Origin of the sequence: Niveispirillum fermenti (assembly GCF_048066175.1) — a bacterium.
Classification (GTDB): Bacteria; Pseudomonadota; Alphaproteobacteria; order Azospirillales; family Azospirillaceae; genus Niveispirillum; species Niveispirillum fermenti.
The window spans coordinates 1-19,324 of sequence record NZ_JBLTXA010000024.1; the positions used below are offsets into that span (position 1 = coordinate 1).

A 19,324-nucleotide genomic window follows, 5' to 3' on the forward strand; every position below is an offset into this window, starting at 1 on the left:
ATAAAGCCCGCTGATCAGGCCCAGCTGACCATCCGTGACGCCCAGATCGTCCTGGATGGGCTTGGCCAGGATCGACAGCAACTGCCGGTCCAGGAAGTTCAGCACATAGACGAAACACAGCATGCCCAGAACATACCAGGCGCGGGCATCAGGGGGCGGGGCCGTGGCGGACGGCGGCGAGGTCGGGGAGACGGTGGTCATGGCTTGACGCTCTTGGCTGCTGCGGAGATCCGGGGTCCCGGCCGCTTCCCATCCCCCATGCGGAAAGACGGGTAGCAGCCGGTGTCCCCGACATAAGACCAGAAATCCGGTCAGAAGGATTTGCGCAGGTTGAGGGCCACGAACCGGCCGATGGGATTATAGGTGCCGCCGATCCCGTCGGTGGCGGGGAAGAAGGGTGGCTTCTTGTCGAAAAGATCGTTCACCTGCAAGGTCAACTGCGTGCCCGCGGTCATGCCGTCGTCCGGCAAGGTCCAGGACACCCGCAGATCGACCGTGGTATAGGGATCGGCCTTGTATTCGCCGAAGCCCGTGGGGGTATTGTAGGTGCTTCGGACACCGGCGCGGTGATTGACGAAGCCGATCACACCGACCGGCCCGGCCGAAGCGCCCAGCGATGCCCGCGCCGTGTAGCGCGGCAGGCCCAGATGCAGGCTGTCCGCCACGGGTGCGCCCGGCGACAATTGCGTGTCGAACTTCAGGATGTAATTGCCGGCCAGACCCGCGAACACCGCACCGAAATCGGTCGCCCGCCGCCAGCCGAGATCGAAATCCAGGCCATTGGTCTCACGGATGCCGAAATTGCCCAGGCGCTGATCCAGCACGTTGCCGATCGACGGCAGTGGCGTGGGCAGGTTGACCGGCGTCGCCTGCGCCAGCAGGGCGGCAAGCTGCGCCGCGGACGGATTGCGATAGACGATCGAGGCGAGCGTCGGATCGGTGAACATGAGATCGGCGGCGGGAACCCCGATCGCGTCGGTGAAACGGATGTCATAGAAGGTGGCGCTGGCACGCATATCCGGCAGGAAATCGGGCAGCCAGTCCACGCCGACCGAGTATGTCCGGGCCTTTTCAGGCTGCAGGCCGCGATTGCCGCCCCGGAAATAGATGGTGTTCACCTGGCCGGCACCGCGCGTCGGATCGCGGGCGACCACGGCCGCCGACGCCGCGTCGAGATAGTAGGCGCCAACGGTCGCCCCGACCTGACGCATGCCCGGCGCCCGGAACGAACGGCCATAGGTGCCGCGGATGGTCAGCCCCGCAACCGGGTCCCAGTTGAAGCCGACCTTCGGATTGGTCGTGGACCCGAAATCACTGTAATGGTCATAGCGCCCGGACAGGGACAGCGACAGGCGATGCAGCAAGGGCGCCTCGTTCTCCGGTCCGACGATCGGCGCGAAGATCTCGCCGAACACCGACTGGATATTGCGGCCCAGATCCTCGGGCACAGGGAACGATCCGACAAAGCCCTGCTGTTCGAACGTCTCCCGGCGATATTCCGCACCGACCGCGAATTTCAGTTCACCGCCCGGCAGGTCGAACAGCGGCCCGTCGATCTTCAGCGCCCCCAGCGATGTCCGCTGCTTGACCGTGACGCTGGTCGAATAATCGGTGATGGCCGCGGCGACCGCCGGTGCCGTGCGCGTACCGAACGGATCGAGCGCCGTGGCCGGCGTGGTCCCGGCCGCCGCAATGGCCAACGCCACAGGGTTGATGTCGGGTATGAAGGCGGTATTGGTCGTCCAGCCGAACGTGCCATAAGCGCTCAGATTGAGCCCCCGCGGCAGTTCCACATCGGCGCCGATCGACGAATTGCCCACCTTCGCCCGGTCGCGGTTGATCACATGGTCGCTGCCATAGAGATTGTCGGTGCGGAACAGAACCGTCGCCTGGGTCGCACCCGTGCCGGCCGGCGCCACGAAGAACGGATTGGTATTGTTGATCGTCACCGCCTGGATGGCCGGCGCGGCCTGGATCTTGTCCTTGCGGTCCGAATAGAGCAGTTCGCCCCATACCGTGACCAGTTCGCCCAGCCTTTGCCGGCCGGTCACGAAGCCGCTATGCATGCGGGTCCTGGGGAACAGGTCGACCGTCGCCCCATTGTCGCAATAATTCGTGGTGTTCGGCGCGAAGCCCGGCGCGGCATAGGTGACGGCACCGGTCTGCGGGATCACCAGATTGGGCGACGGGCAATTGATCAGCCTGCTGTCGACGCCGCCGAAGGGCCGGAAATCCTGGACCCGGTAGTCCCGGTCACTGCCGGTGATGTTGTCGTTCTGAGTATATTGATAGGCTGCCAGGATGGACCCGCTGCCCCAATCCTCCCCGATCAGGCCGCCGGCATACGTGGAATGGTAGCCATCGCCCACACCATAGCGCACATCGGCTTCCGCACCGGAAAAGCGTTGACGGGTGACGAAGTTGACCACGCCCGCGATGGCGTCGGAGCCATAGACCGACGACGCCCCGTCGGCCACAACCTCCACACGCTCGATCGCCAGGCCCGGAATATGGGGATAATCGGGGTTGGTGTCATTGGCGGCGGCGCCGACCAGCCGGTGCCCGTTCATCAGTACCAGGGTCGCGCTTGCCGGCAGGGCGCGCAGGCCCGGCGCGAAGGGGCCGAAGCCGGCACTGCTGGCCCGCGGTGCCGTGTTGAAGCTGTTCAGTTGCGGCACGCTGGCCAGCAGGTCCGGTGTGGTGGCCGCACCGACGGCGTCGATATCGGCCCGCGAGACATTGATGAGATTCGAACCCGTCGGCGGCACGCCCCGGATTCTCGACCCCGTCACGATGATTTCTTCCAGCAGCTCGCCCGATGCCACCGGCGCCTGCACCTGCGCCGATGCCGGCCCGGCCACGGCGAGCATCACCGCCACAAGCGACGTTCCGGACAGCGCGAGCCGCCTCGCGGTCTGCAAGGTCTTCAGCATTCAACTTCCTCCCTGGGGTTTATTTCTGGCTTTCTCAAAGCGATACCGCGGGTCGGACCGCCCGTCAAGTTCATTCATTTAGCAGTAAATGAAAATTCTGCACACGGAACCTCCTCACTTGACCGGACGGGGCCGACGCCCCATCGTCCCTGCTGAATGATCGGATGGGGCGTCCTGCCCGGACGCTTTCGATCGGGAAGGCCGGAGGTTATGGCAGCGAAGCCGAAAATCGAGGGGCGCCGCACGCGCGCGGAGCAGCGGGCGGCAACCGTGAAACTGATCCTCGACACGAGCGAAGACCTGTTCTCGCAGCTCGGTTATTTCGGGGTGACGATCAAGGACGTCGCCGACAAGATGGGCATCCACCCTGCCCTGATCCATTATTATTTCGACGGCAAGCAGGCGCTGTTCGATGCCGTCTTCGAACGCCGCGTCGAATATGCGGTCACCACCCGGACCGCGGCCCTGGATGAATATGAGGCGGCGGTCGGGGATCACCCGACGGTCGAGGGGGTGCTGCGCGCCTTTTACGAGGGGGCGTTCGACATCTACATCAATGGTGGTGACGGCTGGCGCAATTTCGGCCGCATCTTCGCACAGGTGAACAACGCGCCCGGCTATGGCGCGGAGAAGATGGACACCTATTTCGACCCACTGGTCCTGCGCCTGCTGAAGATCCTGAACAAGGCGTTGCCCGACGCGACGCAGGAGGATCTCTTCTGGTGTTTCCAGTTCACGTCAGGCGCTTATACACTGATCCTGTCCCGCACGGGCCGCATCGACCGGCTGTCGGACAACCTGTGCTCGTCCGATGATTTCGAGGCGGCGCGCCAACGGTTCGTGACCTTCATGGCGGGCGGGTTCGAGGCGTTGTACAGGCATCGCAAGCAACAGGCCGGATAGGACCCGGCCTGTTTGTGTTGATCATGCCCGTGGAACCGGTGGCCGGCGCTGTCCGTTGCCGGTCCGGTCCCATGGAGATGGATGGCAGTGTTCCCCTATCTCTTCCTATTCTTCCCTTCTTCCCGTAGTGCAGGAGCACAGGCATGACAGACCAGAGCCAGCGCGGCCCCACCCTGGCACGCACCGTCAACCTGCCGCAGCTGGCGCTCTATGGCCTGGGCAGCATGCTGGGTGCGGGCATTTACGGGCTGATCGGCAAGGCCGCGGGGGAGATGGGCAATGCGGTCTGGCTGGCCTTCCTGGTCTCCATGGTCGCGGCCCTGCTGACCGGCCTGTCCTATGCCTCGCTGGGATCACGCTATCCGCGGGCCGGCGGGGCGGCCTATGTCACCCAGCGGGCCTATGGGCTGCCGCTGCTCACATATCTGGTGGGGTTGACGGTGATGGCATCGGGCCTGACCTCCGTGGCCACGCAAAGCCGGGTGGTGGCGGAAGCCCTGACCCGGCTGCCGCTGTTCGACGGCACGCCCGTGCTGCCCCTGGCGCTTGGCTTCCTGCTGCTGATTGCCGGCATCGTCTATCGCGGCATCAGGGAGAGCATGTGGGTCAACATTCTGTGTACGGTGATGGAGGCGGGCGGCCTGCTGATCGTCATTGCCGTCGGCCTGCCCTATTGGGGCGGGGTGAACCTGCTGGAGGTGCCGCCCGCGTCGGGCGGCATCGGCCCCACCCTGCTTCTGCAGGGTGCCGTGCTGACCTTCTTCAGCTTCATCGGGTTCGAGGATACGTACAATGTGGCCGAGGAGGTGAAGGACCCGCAGCGCACCCTGCCCTGGGCCATCATCATCGCCATGGCCTGCGCCACCGTCATCTATCTGGCCGTGGCCGTCACTGCCGTGTCCGTGGTGCCCTGGCAGGAACTGGCAACGGCGTCGGCACCACTGGTGGAAGTGGCGCATCGCGCCGCCCCGTGGATACCGGGTGCCGTCTTCGTCGTCATCACCGTCTTCGCAGTGTCCAATACGGCCCTGCTGAATTACATCATGGCCTCGCGCCTGGCCTATGGCATGGCGCGGCTGGACCTGCTGCCCCGCGCGCTGGGCCGGGTGCATGCCCGGCGGCGCACGCCGCACGTGGCCATCGCGGTCCTGTTGGCCATCGTGACGGCGCTGATGCTGTCGGGTGACATCGCCCAGTTGGCGTCGGCCACCGTGCTGCTGCTGCTGGCCGTCTTCACCATCGTCAATGTGGCGCTGCTGGTGCTGCAGCGACGCACGGCGGAGGTCAAGGGCGCCTTCGAGGTGCCGTCCTTCGTGCCGGCGGCTGGTGCCGCCATCTGCGCGCTGCTGTTCTGCAACCGGCTTTTCACCGGCGACTGGCAGGCCCCGGCGCTTGCCATCGGGCTGCTGGCCGGTATCGTCGTGCTGTATCTGGTCATGCGCCCGAAATGCGTCGACAAGCTGGACGAGGCCGAAAGCCTGCCGCTGGAATGAAGCAACACCCCGTTCCAGCGGCGTCCGGTCATCCCCGCCCCGTGGCCAGCGCGGCCGGGTCGGCCGTCATCAGGAAGGCGGTCAACTGGACGAACATGGCCACCTGCCGGCAGAACGATCGGGCATCGAACCGGTCCAGCCGTCCGGAAAAGGCCCAATAGGCACCCAGGTCGCCCTGCACGCCGTATGTCGGCAGGCCCAATGCCGGCCCCTCCTTGGACATGCCGTACCATCGCCCCTGCGAGGCGCCGCGCCGGCCAGGCCGGCCGGGCGAGCGGATCACGGCCGAGCGCACCTGGTTTTCCGCCGCGGCCCGGCAAGCCTGATCGATCATGGTCCGGTTGGCGCTGGCATAGATCCAGGTGGGCAGCGACCGGCCGCTGGGCCGGATCTCCTCCCCGTCGGCCACATATTCGATCTGGCCCATATGCTCCATGGCGACCAGTGCCATGACCTTGTCGCGGGCACCGGGATTCTTCACGAAATAATCCTGCTGTTCCCAGCGCTTTTCCGCCCCCGGCATGAAGTGCCGGCAGTCAAGCTCCAGGAAAAGCGTCCGGGGCCGGTCCTGCCGGGGAATGTTCGCCATATAGCCGACAACGCCCAGCAACCCCAGCGCCCCGTCATCCTGGCTGATCGACGGGCCGTCGGTATGGGTGCGGAACTGGATTTGCTGGTCCCGGCCGGTGCCATAATCCCGGCCCGGCAGGAAGGCGACGAGCTGATAGGCCTCCGATTGCTGCTCCACGCCTTCCACCCGGACCGTCGCCGCCCGGTTCGCCCGCGCCGCAGCGACAAGCGCGTCGCCGTTGGCGCGATCCAGATAGATCGCCGGGAAATCATAATGGTCGGGCACGGGAAAGGTGTGCAGGCCGGCCGTCGCCGCCCGGTTCAGGTTCATGGCGAAGACCACACCGGCCGGCCGGCCGGTGGCGATCTCGGCGATGAAGGCCGAGGTCGCGGTCATCTCATCCCATACAGCGGCGGAGATGGACCCGGTTCCATCCTGGGCCTGCGGTACCGGCTGCCCTTCGACCGGGTGGCTGTCAAAGGGGGTCGCGCATTCGTAATCGCTATCGACGAAGGCGGATCGCAATTCCGCCCGCGGCACGGGGCGGAAAACCACGATCCGGCCCGTCACGTCCGGCCGGGCCACGGGGTCCCACAGGACCAGCGGAGCCGTGACACCCTGCGGCCCGGTGAGGGCACAACTGGCACCGACACTGGCCACCGGCACGGGCCGGCCGTCCAGGACCAGTCCCCATTTGGAGGTATCCGGCCAGATCCCGCTCTCCCGCCGCGCGAAGTGCCAGGAAGAGCGATGGATATCGACACAGCCAAGCCCTTCCAGCGCCGTTTCCAGAAAGCCCATGAAATGGTGCCAGGAGGCGTTGCCGGTCAGGGCCGGTCCCGGCTCATCCTTGATCCGGTGCCAGCGGGTGGCTTCGGCTTCCGAAACGATCCAGTCCCGCCTGACCCGGTCCAGCCCGGCGACAGCACCGGCACCGGCTCCGGCGGGAAAGACCGGAAGGGCGGCGGCACCCAGACCCAGCATGAGGCCCCGTCTCGTCGGCCCTCTCATGCCCCGTGCTCCACCGGCATATGCCGGGATCGCCGGCTCAAGGCCACGATGCTGAAGAAGGAAACGGCGCACATGGCGAACAGATACCAGGAGATCGACAGAGTCGACTGATAGTGCGCATAAAGCGCCGTGGCGATGATGGGGGCGAAACCGCCACCAACCACGGAGCCGACCTGATAGCCCAGCGATGCCCCGGAATAGCGGACATCCGCCGGGAAAAGCTCGGCGAACAGCGCCGCCTGCGGCCCGTACATCATGCTGATGAACAGCATCTTGACGGCGATGGCCAGGGTGATGAGCAGCGGCGACCCGGTCTCCACCAACGGGAACAGCGCGAAGGCCCACAGCCCGCTCAACACGGCGCCGATCATGAAGATGCCCCGCCGGCCGTACCGGTCGGAAATGCCGCCGCAGATGATCAGAACCGGCAGCATCATGCCACTGGCAGTCATCACTGCCATCAGCATCGTTTCCTGCGCGATGCCCAGCGTGGCCGTGCCATAGGCGACGATATAGGTGATGGCGATGTAAAAGCAGGTATTGTTGGCGACGAAGGCGCCACCGGCCAGCAGCACATCCGCCCAATGCTCCCGCAGGACCTTGGTCAGCGGCAACTCCCTGGCCTTGCCAGCCGCCTCCGGCTTGGCCCCCACCGCCCCCGGCTTGGGCCCCACCGCCTCCGGCTTGGCCCCCACCGCCTCCGGCTTGGGCCCGAACGCCTCGGGCCGCACCTTCCTGAACTCTTCCGGTTCTTCCAGGCGGCGATGCACATAGGAGCCGATCAGGACCAGGACCACGGAAAGCAGGAAGGGAACCCGCCAGCCCCAGGATTGGAATGCCGCCGGCGAAACCGCCTCGCTGACCAGCAGGAAGACGGTATTGGCCAGGACAAGGCCGACCGGCACGCCGATCTGGACGAAGCTGCCGTAATAGCCGCGCCTGTTTGCGGGCGCACTTTCGATGGCCATCAGCGCGGCCCCACCCCACTGCCCGCCCACGGCCAGCCCCTGGGCGAAGCGCAGCAGCACCAGGGCCAGCGGCGCCAGCAGCCCCGCCTGATCATAGGTCGGCAACAGGCCGATACAGGTCGTGGATATCCCCATGATCAGCAGCGCGGTCGACAGGGCCCGCTTGCGGCCGAACATGTCACCCAGATGGCCGAACAGGATGCCACCCAGCGGCCGGACGATGAAGCCGACAGCAAAGGTGCTGAAGGCCGCGATCTGCGCCATGAGGGGCGGCAGGTCTGCCGGGAAGAACTTGGCCGGGAACACCAGTGCCGCAGCCGTACCGTAGATGAAGAAATCATACCACTCTATGGCCGCCGCGGCCCCTGCCGTGGTCGCCACCTTGGTGGTGGACGCCGTTTTTTTCCCCGCCGTCATGGCTGGTCCCCTTCAATTCTTCCGCATCCGCGGCAAAGGCTCAACGCTGCGCGGCGACGTAGGCCGCACCCTGGCGGCCGACGATCCCGACCAGGTCACCGATGGCCAGGTGCATGTCGATGCGATGCAGGCCCCAATCGGAAAACCGGCGCCCGTTCACGACCACGTCGCCGGGAATGTCGTGCGTGCGCACATCATCCGGTGCCGCGTGTATATGCACGGCAAGGTAGCTGCCATCCGCCGTCGTCACGCATTGGGCGCTGAGCATGCCGGGCATGGACACGAAAGGCGTGTCGATATGCTGCCCGTTGCGTGTCCAGGCAAAGCCGGCATCCGCCCAGGGCCCGAGATCGGTCTGGAAATAGCTGTCCAGCGGCGCCGGGCCACCGGCCAGGCTGGCGGGATTGGTGCAGAGGCCACGGGCATCGGGGAAGGCGCGCATCGTCGTCGGCTCCACCCCCCGGCCGAACAGGCTGCTGTCCGACGGCGGGGCCGTGTCCCGGAACGCCGCATAGGAGATGACGCAGCCCGTCTGGTCCGCTGCGCGGCAGGCCGGAATATGCTTCAGCGAAGCGCCGACATCGGCCCCTTTCGGCACGACGATGTTGGTGCCCGGCAGGATGGCCGACACAAGCTGCTTCTGCACCGGCTTGCCATCGATTTCCGCCTGGATCAGGGCCAGCAGCACGGCCGCCCCCTGGCTGTGGCCGATCAGCACGACGCCGCGGCCCTTATTGTCATGCGCCATGTAGTGGCGCCAGGCCGCCAGGACATCGCCATAGGCCAGGTCACGGTCGGCCACGGGTCCGGCCCTGCCGCCCATGCGGGCATGCAGCGAGGTCAGCGTCGCCTGCCGGTAGAGCGGTGCGAAGGTCCGGCACTGCGCCCCGAAACGGGCGAACTGCACCTGCGCCACGAATGTTTCCTCGCGCCCCGCCACCAGATCGCTGTTGCCGCCGGGATCGGTCGATACGGTGGGATAGACATAGAAGCAGTCCACGGCCGGGTCGGTGGCCGGGACGAAGGCTTCCCGCGTCACCGTCCCGTCGGCGGCAATGGAAGTGCTGGTCAGGTCGTGGGCGCAGGCATCATCGCGGCCGGGACGGCACAGCCAGTTGGCATCGATGCTGTAATCGGCCGCCGGCACCGCCTCCTGGGCCTGTACCGGCAGCGGAAGCCAGAGTGCGGCCGCCAGCAGCCCCCCTTTCCACAATCCAGTCATGTCATCCTCCCTCGTTCTTGTCGTTACGGCCGATGGTGCCGACGGGCAATCGCCGTTCCTCTCCCGTCGGGACGGGAGAGGAACGGCGCCGATGGTCAGCGGGACGGAGCGGCGCCGGTGCCGATATCTGCTCGCACCGGGACCTCTGCAACGCCGCCGTACTCCGCGTGCAGCCGCGCCTTGTCGATCTTGCCCGTGGCCGCCACGGGCATGGCGGGCACCCGCACCACGGCGTCGGGCAGCCACCAGGAGGGGACACGGGCACGCAGCGTATCCAGCAAGGCCGCGTCGGCGATATCCGCCCCCATGCTGGCCTCGATGATCAGAATGGGCCGCTCACCCCATTTGGGATCGGCCCGGCCCACGACGGCCACCTGGGCCACCTGCGGCAGGGCGCCCACGATGGCTTCGATCTCGCCGGGATTGATCCACTCGCCACCCGATTTGATCAGGTCCTTGGCACGGCCCGTGATGGTGATGTTGCCCTGGGCGTCGATGCTGGCCAGGTCGCCCGTATCGAACCAGCCATCGGCATCCACGGCCGGTTCCTCCCGCCCGAAATAACGCTGGACGACGGCGGCGCCCCGCACCCGCAGCCTTCCTTCCCGGTCCCGCTGTTCGGGCAGCGGCACCCCGTCGGCATCGGTCAGAAGCAGGTCGACGCCGATGGGCGGGCGGCCGGATTGAGAGGCCCTGCGCACCGCCGCCGTCGGGGGAGAGGCGGTGCCCAGCGGCGACAGTTCCGTCATGCCCCAACTGGTCTGGATAATGACGCCCAGCCGCCGTTCCAGCCGCTCCATCAGCGCCTGCGGCACCGACGCGCCGCCGATCATCACCCGCCGCAGCGATGGCGTCTCACCACCCGTCCGGTCGAGATGGTCGGCCAGCCCCAGCCAGACCGTCGCCACGCCGGCCGCCACGGTCACGCCCTCCCGGTTGATCAGGTGGGCCAGGCTGGCCCCGTCCTGGTAGCGGCCGGGCAGCACCAGTGCCGCCCCCGCCGCCGGCGCGGAAAAGGGAAAGCCCCAGCCATTGGCATGGAACATGGGCACGGCGACCAGGACGCGGTCGGCGGATGTCAGGCCGCAGGCATCGGCCTGCAATTGATGGACAGTATGCAGATAATTGGACCGGTGGGTATAGGTGACCCCCTTGGGGGCGCCCGTGGTGCCCGAGGTGAAACAGAGGCCGGCGGGTGCATTCTCGTCGAACCCGCCCCAGCCGGCTGCCCGGCCATGGCTGGCCAGAAGATCCCCGTACCGCCAGACGCGGGCCGGACCGCAGTCGGAAAGGTCCGGTGCGTGGCCCGGCTCGTCCAGCACCACGACATGCCCGATGCCGGGACAGGCAGCCACCAGGGTCCGCGCCACCCCCACCAGATCGGGACTGACGGCCAGCACCCGGTTGCCGGCCTGACGGATCATCGCGGCCAGATGGTCCGGCGACAGGCGGGGGTTCAGCGTGTGGCAGACGATCCCGACGCCGACGGCCCCGTACCAGCATTCCATGTGCGTCTGGCTGTTCCAGGCGAGCAGGCCCAGATTGTCACCCGCCCGCAGGCCCAGCGCCTGCAGGGCGCCGGACAGAAGACGGGCACGGTCGCGCAGGTCCGCATAGCCGATCCGGCCGGTGACCCCGCCGCTGCCGGCCGTCACCACCTCGGTGGTGCCGTGCCATTTGGCTGCATGGTCGATGAAACGGTCCAGCGTCAGCGCATAGGGCTGCATGGCGCCGGCCGGCAAAGGCATGGTCATGTTGTTGCGTCACTCCCGCAGGACACTATGTGATTTCCTTCTGCCTAGTGGCCTTCGCCTCACGGCAGATCGCCTCGAAACCGGCGGCCATGAACTTCGCCATGTGCCGGCGGATGGAGACGAAATCGTCGGAGGAGCAGAGTCCGTGGGACAGTTCGTCCAGACGGCCCGTGCGCGCCATGTTGTGCGTCATGGCACCGGAGACGAAATGATAGCCCCAGAAGATCGTCTCCTCGTCGCAATCCGGCATCGCCTTCTTCAGCAGATCGATCAGGGCCAGGACGACGGGGTTGAAATATTTGGTCATTTTCTCGGCACCCCAGCCCGCGGCGCTGTTGGCCTGGGCCGCGATCTTGCCAAAGGCCCGCCACTGGTCCGTTTCCTCGATCTGCACATCCAGGTCGGCATCTATCCAGGCGGCCAGGGCCCCCTCCACCGTGATCCTGTCACCCGCCTCCTCGGCATAGCGGCGCATCGATTCCAGGCGGTTGCGGGCGGAGATGGGGGCCTTGCGGGCCCAGACCGCCTCGCAGATGCTGTCCTTGCCGCTGAAATGGTAATGGATCAGCGTGGAACTGACGCCGACACGGGCAGCGACATCCTTCAAGGTGAAACCGTGATAGCCGAATTCGGCAAAAAGCTGCTCGGCCGCATCCAGGATGCGTTCGATCGATGCCTCGCGGACACGGGCTTTATGGTTTCTGCCACGGACAGGTTGTTCAATGTCGCTCATGAATTCCAAACTCCCGAACTGGGGTCGCGGGGCGGAGGGCTGCCACGCCATCCGCCCTGCTTCGCCAGATACGGTTAAAAGGCTGAGAACCCGATGTCGAGACGCCAACCGCGCCCCTGCTGACGCCGGCTGGCGACCAGCGCATCTGCATAAGCGAAGGGACCGGCCTGCAGGCCGCTTCCCGCCACGGGACGCCCCGCGATATCCAGATAGGGGGCCTCCCGTGCGGCATAGCGGGGCCAGGCGGCCTCCCCCGGCGCGCGGGGGACGCCGTCACGCACGAAGGACAGCCAATATCCCATCATGGCGGCCGACAACCGGGTCTCGTCCGCCGTCAGGGGAGGCCGGGGCCAGTTGGGGCCCAGGGCGGCCTCCGGTCCGACCTGACCAAAGATGTAGGGGATCTCACTGGCATGAAAGGCCGCCAGACCCCGTTCCCGCTGTGCCGGCGTGCTGTGCCGGAAATAATAGAGATAGGCCGCCTGCCCCACTGCCGCCTGCTGGCGAGCCACATATTGCGCGGCCCAGCCATACAGCCCGTCACGGATGGAGGCCGCGGCATCCTCCCTGGGATCGTCACCGGGATAAAGGGACAGGAAAGCCGCCGCCCCATCGCCGAAGCGCCGCCGCACGTCCGCCTGATAGGCCGCCTTGGTGTCGGGCACATTCTTCGGCATCAGGAAGGGAAGCGACCGGATCTCCCCCTCGTTGAAGCCCGCCAGGACGGGAACCCTGGCCTGTTCCCCCAGCGCGAAGGTGTCGGCCAGTTGCCGCTTCAGCGTGACGCCGTCGATCACCGGCTCCGGCGCCCAGCCCGTTGCCATGCCAGCCCGGAACAGGCCCACCAGATCGGCGGCGCGCAGGGACGCGACATCGGTGGCACCCGCCGCCGCGCCCAGCGCCGCGCCCATCGCCTCGGCGGAGGCCAGGCCCAGCACCTCCTCCCGCAGGGCACGATAGGCCGGCATGTAGCCGCTCTGCGTGATCGCCGCGCGGAACAGGCCATGGGCCTGCGGGCTGGCCATCAGGGCGATGGTGCTGAGACCACCGGCGGATTCCCCGGCGATGGTGACCTTGGCCGGATCCCCGCCGAAGGCGGCGATATTATCGCGAACCCAGCGCAACGCCTCGATCTGGTCGAGAAGTCCGTAATTGCCGGAAAGCCCATCCGGGGCTTCCGCGCTCAGCGCCGGATGGGCCAGGAAGCCCAGCAATCCCACCCGGTAATTGATGGAGACGAAGACCACGCCCTGCTGCGCGATCTTCGTCCCATCATAAAGCGGCTCCGAGCTGCCGCCGCCCATCAGGGCGCCGCCATGGATCCAGACCATGACCGGCAATTCCCTGGCCCCGGCCGGAGCCCAGACATTCAGGGTCAGGCAATCCTCCCCCGACGGGGTCATGCCGCCATAATAGATGCTGGTGGGCACCGGTGGCGGCTGCAGGCAGGATTTTCCGAACGCCGTTGCATCGCGCACGCCCTGCCAGGACCCGGCCGGCACCGGCGGCCGCCAGCGGCGGTCCCCGGTCGGCGGCTCGGCATAGGGAATGCCCTTGTAGGACAGGATGGCAGCATCCGCCAGTGCCGTGCCCTGCAGCACGCCTCCGGCCACGCGCACCTGCGCCGCCAGCTCTCCCCGGGCCGGGACCGTGACGGTCCCGGCGGCGATGACCAGACAGAGACCGGCCGCCGCCAGCCATCCCCGGCGCAGCGTATCCTTCACCGCCGCCCTTACCACAGGCTGTACCCCAGCCGGACACCGACCGTCAGGGGCCGTGTGATGGTGTGGCGGCTATAGACGAAGGCTTCCGGATGAACATAGGTGACGGCCCGGCGGTTGGTCAGGTTCTCGCCATAGAGCGTCATGGTGACGTCGCCGAAGGTGGCGCCCGTCTGCAGGTTGAAAAGCGTGTAGGCGTCGGTGCGCGCATAGGTCGGCCGGGGCACGCCCGCCGAGCCGGGGGTGTTGGGGAAACCGACGGGGAAGGACCCGACATGCTGGATCTGGAAACTGGTGAAGGCCGGCGTGTCGGCGAACAGGGTGTAGCCATAGCTGCCGAAGAACGACCCCTGGACATGCGGCGAGGCCAGCCGGACACCCTTCACCGCACCGGAAATCTGGGCCTCCTGCGGGGACAGCTTTGTCACCTTCGCATCATTCAACGCGGCGTTCAGCCCCAGGGTCAGCCGGGGGATCGGCCGCAACGTCACCTCCGCCTCCAGCCCCTTGCTGACCGCGCCGCCGATATTGGTGGCGAACTGGACACTGTCCGACACACGGTTGGCCTGCACCTGAAGGTTCTTCCAGTCGATGTAGTAGGCGGCCAGATTGGCGGTCAGCTTGCCACCCAGCCAATAACCCTTCACGCCGGCCTCATAATTGGTCAGGTCGTCGGAACTGGCGCCGGAGGGAATGACGAGGTCGTTGGGGTTGAGGGTGCTGACACTGCCGGCACGCACATTGTAGACGGGCGTGCGATAGCCAGTGGATACCGTCGCATAAAGGGTCAGGTCGCGCGACGGCTCATAGCTCAGGCTGGCCTTCCAGGACCCCTTTTCCGCCGACGGGTTCTCCCGGGTGACCGGGGTGGTGGGCACCACGGCCAGCGGCCCGCTGAAACCGCCCAGGGCATAGGTGAAATAGGCCGAATTGAAGCCCGACAGCACATCCACCTTGGTCTTGTACTTGCCATACCGCAGGCCGCCGATGGCGGACAGCTTGTCGGTGATGCGATAGGTCAGTTCCCCGAAACCAGCCAGTTCATAGGAACTGGCATCGGTCACGTTGGACATGAAGGTGCCATCGGCCCGCAAACCCGTGATCCCGCGCGCAGCCAGGAATTCCGGCGTTGATGCCTGGCGCGCATCCAGGAACTGGTCACGGTGCAGATAATAGGCACCCACCGTCCAGTCCAGCCTGCCACCCGTGTTGGAGACCAGCCGCGTTTCCTGGACGAAATTCTTCCAGGTCCCCGTATTGAACAGGTTGTAGGGAATGGCGAGGTTGAAGGTGCCGGACAGATCGACGTCGAAATGCCCCTTCTGGTGCCCATAGCTGCTCGAACTGGTCAGGTGCGCCCAGTCGAAATCATAATCCAGGGTCAGGTTGTAGAGCTGCGTTTCCGACGTATAGAGATCGGGCATCGTGGTGTAGCGCTTGCGCTTGCCCAGCGATGGCGTCACCAGCGAGGCATCCTGCGGCTGGCTGTCCTCGTAAAGACCCATCAGGCGCAGGCTGAGCCGGTCGGTCGGCTTCCACAGCAGGGTCGCCCGGCCACCCCAGCTTTCCAGCGTATTGGCATTCTTCACACCCGTGCCGACATTGTCGACATAGCCGTCCTCGTGACGATAGAAGCCGACCATGCGCAGGCCCAGCTTGTCCTCCACCAGCGGCACGTTCACCATGCCGTTATAGCGCTGGCGGATGCCCTCCGACGCGGGCGTATAGCCGCCATCCACGGACAGGGCCGTGTCGGTGCGCGTCAGGTCGGGATTCTTGGTCAGGATGCGCAAGGCGCCGGAGAGCGAACCCGATCCGAACAGCGTGCCCTGGGGACCGCGCAGGAATTCCACGCGCTCCACATCGAACAATGTGGGGTCGAGCGTCACCGAATTGCCGATGGTGGTCAGCGGCAGGTCGTCGAGATAGATGGTTGTGGTGCTTTGCAGCCCGGCATCATAGCCGTTTACGGAAATACCGCGGGTGGTGATGCTGAGATTGTTGCTGCTGCGATGGTCCATGACCACGCCGGGCGTTTCCCGCGTGATCCCCTCTACACTGACGATGCCCTTCTGGGTCAGGTCGGCCTGCGTGAACGCCGTGATGGAAAGGGGTACATCCTGCAGGCGTTCGGCGCGGCGGGTGGCCGTCACCACGATCTCCTCAAGCGCGAACCCCTCGTTCGACGGGGTCGTCTGCGCAATGGACGCGGGCACGCCGGTCAGCAGCGCCGCGACCGACGCCGTCCAAGCTAGATATCTCAATTTGTCCTCCCTTATGCGCCCGCGTCTTGGGTGACGCTGTTTCGCATGCAGGCAAACAGTGGCATGACCTGGCGCAGCCGTCAATACTGACTGATGTGTCAGTCAGTATTTATTGTCCAGGGACCCTCCCCCTGATCCGGGATTGCTGGCGCCCCCCACCCCGCCTATACCAGTAACAGTCATTCTCACCAGCCTGGGGCCAGCGACCTGCGGCCCTGGATACGATGGACGGCACAGCCGGAAGGGGGCCGGATTGGCAAACGACTTCATTGATACCGCCCTGGTGGAACTTGCCGGCCTGTCGGCCGATCCGACCCAGCGGCACGAGGCGCTGACCGCCATCGGCGCCGCCCTGCTGCGCCGTCCGGCGCTGGGCGGGCAGCTCGTGGCCCGTTTCTGCGCGGCGCCGCAGGACGCGCCAGCCATGCAGGATCTGGGCGACCTTCTCGACCATGCGCTGGAAAACGCGCGGATGGCCCAGGAAGGGGGACTGAAGCGCGGCCGGGATTTCCTGCGGGCCGTGGACGACGCGATCATCCTGGCCGACGGCCAGGGCCGGTTGGGGTCGACGCACCGGCTCATGCTGGCCGGTCTCTGGGCCCGCAACGGATTGCCGGCCCCGGACGTGCTGGCGATCAATGACACGGATGAAGAGATGGCGGAACTCCTGTCGCAGGCATCGCTGGGGCAGGACGGCGATGCCATTGTCGGCAGCCTGTTCGACAGCCTGATCGAACAGGCCGACGGTGATGTCGGGGAACTGCACGCCGCGCTGCAGGAAAGCTTTCCCGCCATGCCGCCGGGGATGCGGGAACATCTGGTCGCCTATATCCTGACACGCCCGGGTGCCATCAATCTGCGGCTGGCCTGCTTCTGGCTGCTCGACGCAGCGGCGGACCTGCGCCTCGACGCCGCGGAAGGGCTGGCGGCCCGTCTGGCCCGCGGCGAGTTGCCCGGCGACATCATGCCCACGCTGGTGATCCTGCGGAGCTGGATGCCGGAGGATGCGGCGCGGGCCGCCGTCGACCGGCTGCTGCGCGACGCCATGCGGGCCGGTATCGCCACCCCCGCCGCCACCCCGGCCACCTGGACATGCCACCGCATTCAGGCAACCCTGCCCGATGGCGGCGGCGCCCAAAGCATCGCCGTGGCGCTGCAGCTCGGCCGGGAACGCAAGATGGGCATGGTGCTGCTGAAGCAGGGCTTCGGGATCAAGGACGCCTTCGTCCTTCCCTGCACCTCGGCCAGCGAACAGAAGCGCATGACCCGGCAGATGGCAGAGGATACGGGCGCCCAGGATATTCCCCCGCCCGTGCTGGCGCGACTATTGTCGCAGGCGCTGGCGGACGGGCTTGCCCGGAACCTTCCCCCCGCCCCCGGCCTGATCGAGGTGGCGGCCCTCTGCGGCCTGACAAACCTGCGCCCCGAGCCGCTGGAAACAGAGGCCATGATCGCGGCCCTGGGTCCGGCTGCCACCATCCCCACCCTGCCGGCGGCCCTGCGCGACCAACTGGTCAGCGCCAGCGGTCAATGGTGGCAACGCCATCCAATCGCCCAGAGCTGGTTCGAGGAGAATGACGAGGCGCATGCGGCGCTGGAGGGCGCCAAGACCGCGCGGGCCAGGAACAGCGCGCTCTGGAAATGGCTGGAATTGCGGCGCGTCTGGTGGACGCGGATCATCGCGCAGGCCGCCATGGTGCTGGATGCGGCGGGCCATCCGGACGCCAACAGCTTCACCGCCACGGCGCTGGCCCTGCAGGGTGGCCAGAAGCTGAAGGACATTCCCGTAATGTCCTATATACATGAGCAGACGGTGCAGGCCTGGCTGCATGACGGTCCGGACGACGGCGATATCGACGAAGACCCGCTGACGTCCGCCAACATGGATATGTCGGACCCAAAGCCGGAACGCGAGGGGGAGCTTTCGCGACTGCTGAAGGGGAAAGGCGTTTCCGGTGACTGGATCGACGGGTATCTCGTGGGCATCGTGATCGCACCGAAGGGCGTGCCACCGAACCGCTGGATCGCCCCGATAATGGAGAAGGTGGTCAACGTCCTGGACCCGGCCAGTCTCCAGCGCTTCCTGGACATCATCCTTCTGCGCTTCAACATGAGCGCGGAACTGGCCGATGACGGCACCAGAATGGAAAAGGCTTTGTCGGTACGGACGGGACAGGCGCAGCGCGAATGGGCGGCCGGCTTTACCGCGGCCCAGGCCAGCTTCAAATCGGCCTGGTCGGGCAAATCGCTGGCGCCGGACGACAAGGCGATGGGCCGCACGGTCAGCGCCGCCGCCCAGAGCGGGTTCCAACCCGGCGAGGTGGAAATCCTCGCCCGGTGGATCAACGCCCGCTTCGTGCGCAGTATGGGATAGCACCGGTAGCACCAGCGACACTGCCGCCGGTGGAACGCTCACGGGAAAAGGGCCGGGGATGCATCCGCATCCCCGGCCCTTTGTTCTGGCGGTGATCCCCGCACCGTCCGGGCCAGCCCATCACCCCGGCGGGACGGCAGGCCGATAACCGGTTATGCCATTTACGCGCGCTTGGCCACGCGATCGATCAGACCGGCCCAGTTGCTGAACGAGATGAAGTGGCAATAGACCAGGTGCAGCCAGCCGCGCTCGCGCCAGCGCAGGAATTCCTCGGCCGGCAGGGCATTGAACTTGGCCTCGTCGATCACCTTGAAGCCGTTCAGGCTCAACTTGCCGCCATTCACCAGCGTGATGTCGGCACGATTGTCGACCAGAAGATCATGCTCGGCCAGGGCCTTGGCAAATTCAACCGTGGCGGCGTGCTGGGCCTGGAACTGCTGGCAGAAATCCAGGGCGCGCTGAGCCAGTTCCGTCGGCTTGCCATCCTTGAACAGCGGATTGCTGTCATCCTTGACGATGGCCGGGCTCGCCTCATCCAGGCACAGAACGAACTCGCCCCGGTCCTTGTCCTCCAGGAAGATGAAGGGATAGCGACGGATATAGGCCGGGACATAGAAATCCTGCTCCCACTGACCATCAGCCCCCACAAACAGGTTCTCTCCATCCCGGAGACCCAGCAGCACCACAGGCTGGGCGGCCTCCCCTTCGGTGAACAGGATGGGGAAATGCTTGCAGGCCAGCGTGAACTCCGTGCCGATCACCGGCACGGAATTGGTCTGAGCGGCGAAGCTGAAATCATTGCTGCTGACCAGGGACGTATCGGCATCACGGCCCGCCAGAACGGGGCGGGGCGTCTTGTACAGGACGGGAAGGGTGGGCTCGCTCATCTTCCGGGACTTTCTGAGATGGTGTGAATGCCGGGCCGGCAAGAAAATGGGCCGGGCCCGGCCAGTTTCGCAC

The 19,324-nt window shown here is 66.3% G+C and carries 12 protein-coding genes and 1 pseudogene; 3 read left to right on the forward strand and 10 right to left on the reverse strand.

Translation table 11 applies throughout. The features are described 5' to 3' along the window. Positions 1–201 (reverse strand): annotated as a pseudogene (locus ACM9LZ_RS18930) (spinster family MFS transporter); the annotation flags it as partial. Positions 202–311: 110 nt separating this feature from the next. Then, on the reverse strand, positions 312–2,933 hold the full coding sequence (locus tag ACM9LZ_RS18935; protein WP_416621073.1) for a TonB-dependent receptor plug domain-containing protein: 2,622 nt from the start codon (positions 2,931–2,933) through the stop codon (positions 312–314). Positions 2,934–3,143: 210 nt separating this feature from the next. Here ACM9LZ_RS18935 and ACM9LZ_RS18940 point away from each other — a divergent pair, with 210 nt between their 5' ends. Both ACM9LZ_RS18940 and ACM9LZ_RS18945 read left to right on the forward strand, forming a co-directional pair. Next, on the forward strand, positions 3,144–3,836 hold the full coding sequence (locus tag ACM9LZ_RS18940; RefSeq protein ID WP_416621074.1) for a TetR/AcrR family transcriptional regulator: 693 nt from the start codon (positions 3,144–3,146) through the stop codon (positions 3,834–3,836). A gap of 143 nt (positions 3,837–3,979) precedes the next feature. After that, positions 3,980–5,329 carry an APC family permease gene (locus ACM9LZ_RS18945; RefSeq protein ID WP_416621075.1) on the forward strand — a complete coding sequence of 450 codons (1,350 nt, stop codon included), beginning with the start codon at positions 3,980–3,982 and terminating at the stop codon, positions 5,327–5,329. 28 nt (positions 5,330–5,357) lie between these two features. Here the strand turns inward: ACM9LZ_RS18945 and ACM9LZ_RS18950 are convergent, their stop codons facing one another. The 7 genes from ACM9LZ_RS18950 to ACM9LZ_RS18980 form a co-directional block, all read right to left on the reverse strand. After that, entirely contained in the window at positions 5,358–6,911 is a 1,554-nt protein-coding gene (locus tag ACM9LZ_RS18950) for a hypothetical protein (RefSeq protein ID WP_416621076.1), read from the reverse strand. Then, positions 6,908–8,296 carry an MFS transporter gene (locus tag ACM9LZ_RS18955; RefSeq protein WP_416621077.1) on the reverse strand — a complete coding sequence of 463 codons (1,389 nt, stop codon included), beginning with the start codon at positions 8,294–8,296 and terminating at the stop codon, positions 6,908–6,910. The genes ACM9LZ_RS18950 and ACM9LZ_RS18955 overlap by 4 nt, the downstream gene beginning before the upstream one ends. Positions 8,297–8,336: 40 nt before the next feature. Beyond that, a complete protein-coding gene (locus ACM9LZ_RS18960; RefSeq protein ID WP_416621078.1) occupies positions 8,337–9,518 on the reverse strand; it encodes a DUF3089 domain-containing protein in 1,182 nt (393 codons plus the stop codon). Between the two features lie 95 nt (positions 9,519–9,613). Beyond that, positions 9,614–11,272, reverse strand: a complete 1,659-nt coding sequence (locus ACM9LZ_RS18965) for an AMP-binding protein (protein WP_416621079.1) — start codon at positions 11,270–11,272, stop codon at positions 9,614–9,616. Positions 11,273–11,297: 25 nt separating this feature from the next. Further along, positions 11,298–12,005, reverse strand: a complete 708-nt coding sequence (locus tag ACM9LZ_RS18970; protein ID WP_416621080.1) for a TetR/AcrR family transcriptional regulator — start codon at positions 12,003–12,005, stop codon at positions 11,298–11,300. Between the two features lie 74 nt (positions 12,006–12,079). Next, positions 12,080–13,729: a carboxylesterase/lipase family protein gene (locus tag ACM9LZ_RS18975; protein ID WP_416621081.1), complete on the reverse strand. Its 1,650-nt coding sequence runs from the start codon at positions 13,727–13,729 to the stop codon at positions 12,080–12,082. An 8-nt stretch (positions 13,730–13,737) separates the two neighbouring features. Beyond that, on the reverse strand, positions 13,738–15,990 hold the full coding sequence (locus ACM9LZ_RS18980) for a TonB-dependent receptor (protein ID WP_416621082.1): 2,253 nt from the start codon (positions 15,988–15,990) through the stop codon (positions 13,738–13,740). Positions 15,991–16,243: 253 nt separating this feature from the next. On the opposite strand from ACM9LZ_RS18980, the gene ACM9LZ_RS18985 reads away from it, so the two are divergent. Then, entirely contained in the window at positions 16,244–18,364 is a 2,121-nt protein-coding gene (locus tag ACM9LZ_RS18985; RefSeq protein ID WP_416621083.1) for a UPF0149 family protein, read from the forward strand. A gap of 161 nt (positions 18,365–18,525) precedes the next feature. Here the strand turns inward: ACM9LZ_RS18985 and ACM9LZ_RS18990 are convergent, their stop codons facing one another. After that, the gene (locus ACM9LZ_RS18990; RefSeq protein WP_416621084.1) at positions 18,526–19,251 is read right to left on the reverse strand and encodes a SapC family protein; all 726 of its coding nucleotides are present in this window, start codon (positions 19,249–19,251) and stop codon (positions 18,526–18,528) included. Between the last annotated feature and the right edge of the window lie 73 nt (positions 19,252–19,324).